The 6503-nt window shown below is 63.0% G+C and carries 4 protein-coding genes; 1 reads left to right on the top strand and 3 read right to left on the bottom strand.

Features of this window, described 5'->3' with window-relative positions:
• Positions 1–255: 255 nt before the first annotated feature.
• Positions 256–636: a DUF5594 family protein gene (locus HWX91_RS40355; protein ID WP_028200410.1), complete on the top strand. Its 381-nt coding sequence runs from the start codon at positions 256–258 to the stop codon at positions 634–636.
• Here HWX91_RS40355 and HWX91_RS40350 read toward each other — a convergent pair.
• The 3 genes from HWX91_RS40350 to HWX91_RS40340 form a co-directional block, all read right to left on the bottom strand.
• Positions 633–2213, bottom strand: coding sequence for a methyl-accepting chemotaxis protein (locus tag HWX91_RS40350; protein ID WP_028200409.1), 1581 nt, complete (start codon positions 2211–2213; stop codon positions 633–635). The two genes, HWX91_RS40355 and HWX91_RS40350, sit on opposite strands and share 4 nt — an antisense overlap.
• Positions 2214–2234: 21 nt before the next feature.
• Positions 2235–4034, bottom strand: a complete 1800-nt coding sequence (locus HWX91_RS40345) for a methyl-accepting chemotaxis protein (RefSeq protein ID WP_028200408.1) — start codon at positions 4032–4034, stop codon at positions 2235–2237.
• Positions 4035–4386: 352 nt separating this feature from the next.
• The gene (locus tag HWX91_RS40340; protein WP_028200407.1) at positions 4387–6498 is read right to left on the bottom strand and encodes a phosphocholine-specific phospholipase C; all 2112 of its coding nucleotides are present in this window, start codon (positions 6496–6498) and stop codon (positions 4387–4389) included.
• Positions 6499–6503 lie beyond the last annotated feature (5 nt).

The following is a 6503-nucleotide window of genomic DNA, read 5'->3' as shown; positions in this document are numbered from 1 at the left end:
GAGAATTCCCGTCTTCCCATCTGACACCTCTCTGTCTGGATATAAGTCTACCTTTTGAGGTGTCCAGCTTTATTAGGCCACTACAGTGCCGCCCCGCACAGGGGCAACACTAATAGACCACCACCAAGGCAAGGAAAGGCCAAAAACCCCACCAGCCTATCCCGACGTAATCACCGTTCAAACCCGCACCCAGCGGCCCCACCCCACCCCCATGCTACGATGCTCCGAACACCACACAGAACGCCGGAGACATAGATGCGCCCCGAGAGTGCCGCCCGTTTCGACGAACAGTTCGCCCCTCGCATTGCCGAGGCAATCGCCGCCTGTTTCGCCACCACCGTGCACACCGAAGTCCTGCCTTACGGCGGCCACGGCCACCCCACAAGCGTACGGATTCACGCAGCGCCGCTCGAAGGCCTCGGCCACTACCCACATCCGCTCAACCTGTTCCTGACCTGGGATAGCGACGAGATCGAACGGCTGATGGGGCCGGAGGGCCCGGCACGCTTCGCCGGCTATCTGGCTGCGTTGCCACGTAAGCTCGAAGCGTGGCGCCACGTGCGCGAACTGGATTTTCCGTCGCACACCCAGGGCGAGCCGACCATACTGATCGGCGGGCTCGATTTCGGCTCTTAAGAGGCCGCGCCGATCCGGAAGAAACTCACGCTTTGCACCAGACCCGATGCCTTGCTCTGCACCGCATCGGCAGCCGCGGCCGCCTGCTCGACCAACGCCGCGTTGCTCTGCGTCACCTGATCCATTTGCGTGACCGCATCGTTCACTTCCGCAATGCCCGCAGCCTGATCGACGCTGGCTGTCGCGATCGCCTCGACGATGCGTGTCACGCTGCCCGCGCTTTGCACCACGCCGTCCATCGTATTGCTTGCGTGGTTGATCAACTGCGTGCCGGCGTCGATGGTGGCAACCGACTCGCGAATCAGCGCCTTGATTTCGCGCGCGGCATCGGCCGAGCGTTGGGCGAGACTGCGCACTTCGCTTGCGACCACTGCGAAGCCGCGCCCTTGAGTGCCGGCACGCGCCGCTTCAACGGCTGCGTTGAGCGCCAGAATATTGGTCTGCGCGGCAATCGCCTCGACCACCGCGATGATGTCGACGATACGCTTCGATGCCGCGTCGATCTGGCTCATGGTGCGCACCGCGTCGGTCATCACGGCGCCGCCGTCGCGTGCCGCTTGCGCCGCGGTTTGCGCAAGGGTAGTGGCCTCGCGCGCGTTGCTGGCGTTGCGCTGAACCGAGTCGGTGAAATGCTGCATCGACGCGGCGGTTTCTTCGAGCGATGCGGCCTGTTGTTCAGTACGCGCCGACAGATCGAGGTTGCCCGCGGCAATCTCCTGCGTGGCCGACGAGATCGTGTGCGCGCCTTCGCGAATCTCGCTGACGATGTGCCGCAAGCGCTGATTCATTTCGTTGAGCGCGACCAGCAACTGGCCGGTTTCGTCGCGGCTCACCACGACAACATCGGCGCGCAGATCGCCTGCGGCGACCGCTTGCGCGACCCCCACCGCCTGTCTGACCGGCAGCGTGATGCTGCGGCTCAGGAACCAGATCGCGAACGTGCCCACCCCGAGCGAGCCGATCACGACCGACAGAAGCAGCACGCAGGCGAGCGTATACGCGCGTTCCGCGGCGTCGTTCGTGCGCACGTTGGAGTCTTGCGCCTGCTGCATCACCGAGGCGACGATGTCGTCGATAGCGGCGGTCGGCGCGCGGTCGATGCCTTTGACGAGACCGTCGACCACGTGTGCCGTATTCGGATCGGCCGGGTCATAGCGCTTGAGCGCGTCGAGATAGCTGTCCTGCAGCGCGGCGTGGGTGGCGAGCGCCTTGTTGACACCATCGGCGTTGGCACCCAACGCACCTAGCTGATCCTTCAATCGAAGCAAAGCGGCGTGTGTCGTGCTGCTTTCCTTGCTGAAGGCGTCTCGGTAACGGGCGAACGCGGCCGGATCAGCGCCGCGCAGCAACAGGTCCTTCCATTCCTGCACCTGCTTCTTGAATTCGACCTGCGCGACGCGTGCGGTGTCGGCGGCTTGTGCATACTGGCTGAGCGTTTGCGCGGACTGAATTTGCAGCGCGTGCGTATTCGTCAACGCGTGCCAGCCTTCCAGACCTACCACCGTCGTTGCCATAAGAAGCACCGCGCCCAGCAGTGCCAACTTGACGGCGATTTTCAGATTTCTATAGAACGTCACTGCGATTTCCTTGGATACACCTTAGTCCAGCTTGAATTGGGCGACGGCGCCGGCAAGACTCACGGCCTGGCTTTGCAACGCGGTGGCGGCCGCTGTCGATTCCTCGACCAGGGCGGCATTCTGCTGAACCATTTCGTCGAGCTGGCTGACCGCGCGATTGACTTCCTGAATGCCGCGCGTCTGCTCGTTGGCCGCCTGGGTGATTTCGGAAATGATGGTTGTCACGTTGGCCACGTTGCTGACGATCTCCGTCATCGTCGCGCCGGCCTGACGGACCTGGCCTGAGCCGGAACTCACGCTCGCCACCGTCGATTCGATCAGCGCCTTGATTTCCTTGGCGGCCTGCGCGCTGCGTTGCGCGAGGCTGCGCACCTCGCCGGCCACCACCGCGAAACCGCGGCCCTGTTCGCCGGCGCGCGCCGCTTCGACCGCCGCGTTTAACGCGAGGATGTTGGTCTGGAACGCGATACCGTCGATGACGCCGATGATGTCGGAGATTTTCACCGACGCCTGTTCGATCTCGCCCATCGTCGTAATCACGTCGGAGATCACTACGCCGCCGCGCGAAGCGACCTGCGACGCGCACACGGCGGTGTCGTCGGCCTGCTTCGCGGCGCTCGCCGATTGCGTGACCGTCGAGGTGATTTCTTCCATCGACGCAGCGGTCTGCTGCAGGCTGGCCGCAGCGGATTCGGTGCGGCCCGACAGATCGACGTTGCCTGCGGCGATTTCATTTGCGGCCACGCGCACCGATTCGCTGGCATCGCGGATCTGGCGCATCACGTGGCTGAGTTTGTCGATGAAGGTATTGAACGCGCGCGCGATCTGCGTGACCTCGTCATTGCCGGTGGCGGGCAGACGTTGAGTCAGATCGCCTTCGCCCGAGCCGATTGCGTCCATTGCATCGCGTACTTTCGAGAGCCGCTGGAACGACACGGCGGTGACCGCGGCCACGATCGCGGCGGCAATGACCGCAATCACGATCAGCGCGATAACCGAAGCCGTCAACAGCGATCGCATGCCCGCGGTCGCTTCAGCCTTGTCGAGTGCGACGACCGCGTACCAGTCGGTGCCGGGAATGGCCTGAGCGCGCAGCAGCTTCGTGCTGCCGCTCACGTCGACTTCGACAGGGTGTTCGGCGTTGAAGAGTGCGCCTAGTTTGTCCCCTGTGAGTGCGGGCGCCAGGTCCGTGACCGGCTTCAGGGTCAGCTTCGCGTCCGGGTGCGCAACGATATGGCCGCTCGTGTCGATCAACATGCCGAAGCTCGCGGGTGTCGGATGAATCGCCTTGACGTTGGCAATCACGCTGTCCATCGCGACGTCGCCGGACACCACGCCCTTCACCACGCCGTCGCGCACCACGGGCGCAGCGAACGCGACCACCAGCTTGCCCGTGCCCACGTCGACGTATGGCGGCGTCACCACCGGTTTGCCGGCTGCGGCCGCCTGCTTGTACCAGGGACGGCCGGTCGGATCGTAGTCGGGCGGAATGCCGGTCGGATCGGAGAACTTCGCGGTCTTGTCCGCATAGCCGACGTACACATTGGAGAACTTGCCGGCGGCGGCGATCTGCTTTAACGCGGCGGACGGATCGGGTTGCAGCACGGCGTCCTGCAACGAGTTGATCATCTGGCTATTCGAGGCGATCCAGTCTTCGATACCGTCTGCATGTCCGCTTTCGACAGCATTCAAACTGCTTTCGATTGCCTCGGCGTTATACGAGTTGGCGACGACATAGTTGAGAACGGTGTTGGCCGCGAGCGCGACCACAACGATGGCGACGCACAGGGCGACGATGCGCGCGCGAATGGAGGAGAACATGTCGGGAGTTTTCGGAGTAAGCAGTGAGCCGTAGTCGGTGAGGCGGGGGCCTCAGATGCTGTATACGGCCTGGGCAGCGGGGACTTGAGCGGGCAAAACTTTCGATTGATGACGGCCGCCGGTAATGCCGCGTGTGGCGGCGCGCCGCGATGCTACACATTTTTTCGCGCCAGTGGCGGTTTTCAACGGTTACCGAAACACCACGCCTGGTGACGGTCTGGAGGCGTTATATTCGTCTGAAGATATCGAGGTATGTGTGATGGTGCGAAGACTAAAAAAAACGGCCGCTGCTTTTTATCGCAGCGGCCGCTTCGTTCACGGGCCGAATTGAAAATCGAAGCTGAGTTGAACCCTAGCTCCCCAGCGCCGGATCGCTCATGCTGCTCCGGCCGGTTTCCACGTGTCCGGCGAAGCGCCGCGTGAACGACGGGTCGGTATCGACAGTGATCGTCAGGTCGTACCAGCCGTAGGCGTTGCGCAGATCGAGGTATAGCTGTTCGGTATCGCCGCCGCGTACAGAATGCTTGACCACGTTGCCGGCGTCATAGGCGTTGACGATGGTGAACTGGCAGCGCGCGCTGCCCACATTCTCCAGCCGCAATTGCAGGTTGCCGTTCGCCACGTCGTAGCCTTCAGCCACTTCCGGCCGCGCGATATCGGAACCGTTCCACCAGCTTCTCGCAACCGGCTTGCCCGCGAAGCGGCGCAGAAAACCGTTCGGACCGTAGACCGTATAGTCGTAAGTGCCGTCGGCATTCAACGGCAAGTGATCCTGCAGCCGCTTGCCCGCTTCGACGGTGTACGTAAGCGGCGCGGCGAGACCATTCGCGGCATAGACGAGAAACACGGCGCCCGCGCGGCCCGAGTTGACGAAGCGCATCGTCAACTGGTTCGCCGCACCTTCACCATGCACACGCACGAACAGCTCGTACGGCAGCGCGCGAGCCGGGCGTACGCCGGGTTCCTGCTTCGGTACCGCCTGCACGAGCGGCGGCAACGGCACGTAATCCGGATGCCGGTTCTGATCGGGCGGCACATACCCGCTCGTGCTCGGCAGCGTCGGGAATGCGTCGTTCGGGGTGCTGAAGTTGAACGCCGACATCAGGTCGCCGCACACCGCGCGGCGCCACGGCGTGATGTTCGATTCACCGAGATTGTGGTGCTGGCCGAAGCGTTTTTCGATAAAGCGGATCACCGAGGTGTGATCGAACAATTCAGAGCATACGTAGCCGCCTTTCGACCACGGCGAGACCACCAGCATCGGTACGCGCGGCCCGAGCCCGTACGGGCCGGCAGGCGTGTTGCCGCTGCCCGCATAATTCTCATTGCTGGTGTCGACGGTCGACAAGCCATTTGCGCTCGATGCCGGCGCGAACGGCGGCGCCATGTGATCGAAGAAGCCGTCGTTCTCGTCGTAGTTGATCAGCAGCACCGTCTTGCTCCACACCTCAGGATTCGACGTGAGAATCTGCAATACCTGATCGATATACCACGCACCGTAGTTCGACGGCCAGTTCGGGTGCTCGGAATACGCTTCCGGCGCGACAATCCACGAGACTTGCGGCAGGGCGTTGTTCTGCACATCGCGCTTGAGAACGTCGAAGTAGCCGTCGCCATTGGCTGCATTCGTGCCCGTGCGGGCGTTGTCGTACAGAGGGTTGCCCGGCTGCGCGTTGCGGTACTGATTGAAGTAGAGCAGCGAGTTGTCGCCGTAGTTGCCGATGTACGGGTTTTGAGTCCAGCCCCATGAGCCGTTTGCGTTGAGTCCCGTCCCAATGTCCTGGTAGATCTTCCACGTGATGCCGGCGTTCTGCAGCACTTCCGGATAGGTGGACCAGCCGTAGCCGGCCTCGGCATTGTCGATCACCGGGCCGCCGCCGCTGCCGTCGTTGCCGACCCAGCCGCTCCACATGTAGTAGCGGTTCGGATCGGTTGGGCCCATCAGCGAGCAGTGGTACGCGTCGCAGATCGTGAAGGCGTCGGCGAGCTGGTAGTGAAACGGAATGTCGTCGCGCGTGAGGTAGGCCATCGTCGTGGTGCCCTTGGAGGGCACCCATTGATCGTAGCGCCCGCCGTTCCATGCGGCGTGCGTGCTGGTCCAGTCGTGTGCGAGGTCTTGCAGGAATTGCAGTCCAAGGTTCGGCGCGGTGGGGCGGAACGGCAACACATAGCCGAGGTCCGCGGCGAGCGGCTGATACCACACCGGCTTGCCGTTGGGCAGGTTGATCGCGCGCGTGTCGCCGAAACCGCGTACGCCCTTGAGCGTGCCGAAGTAGTGGTCGAACGAGCGGTTTTCCTGCATCAGCACGACTATATGCTCGACGTCGCGGATGCTGCCGGTTTTGTTGTTGGCGGGAATCGCAAGGGCGTTGCGAATGCCCAGCGGCAGCATGCTCAGCGCGGTCGCAGAACCGGCGGCGTGCGCGGCGGAGCGCAGAAAATCACGGCGATTTTTTGAGGTCATGGTTT

Source organism: Paraburkholderia fungorum (assembly GCF_902833645.1).
Classification (GTDB): Bacteria; Pseudomonadota; Gammaproteobacteria; order Burkholderiales; family Burkholderiaceae; genus Paraburkholderia; species Paraburkholderia fungorum.
This window is presented reverse-complemented; position numbering and strand designations above follow the sequence as displayed.

Coding starts and splice junctions, on each gene's coding strand:
- HWX91_RS40355 (WP_028200410.1), top strand. CDS start 256: ATGCGCCCCGAGAGTGCCGCCCGTTTCGACGAACAGTTCGCCCCTCGC.
- HWX91_RS40345 (WP_028200408.1), bottom strand. CDS start 4,034: ATGTTCTCCTCCATTCGCGCGCGCATCGTCGCCCTGTGCGTCGCCATC.
- HWX91_RS40340 (WP_028200407.1), bottom strand. CDS start 6,498: ATGACCTCAAAAAATCGCCGTGATTTTCTGCGCTCCGCCGCGCACGCC.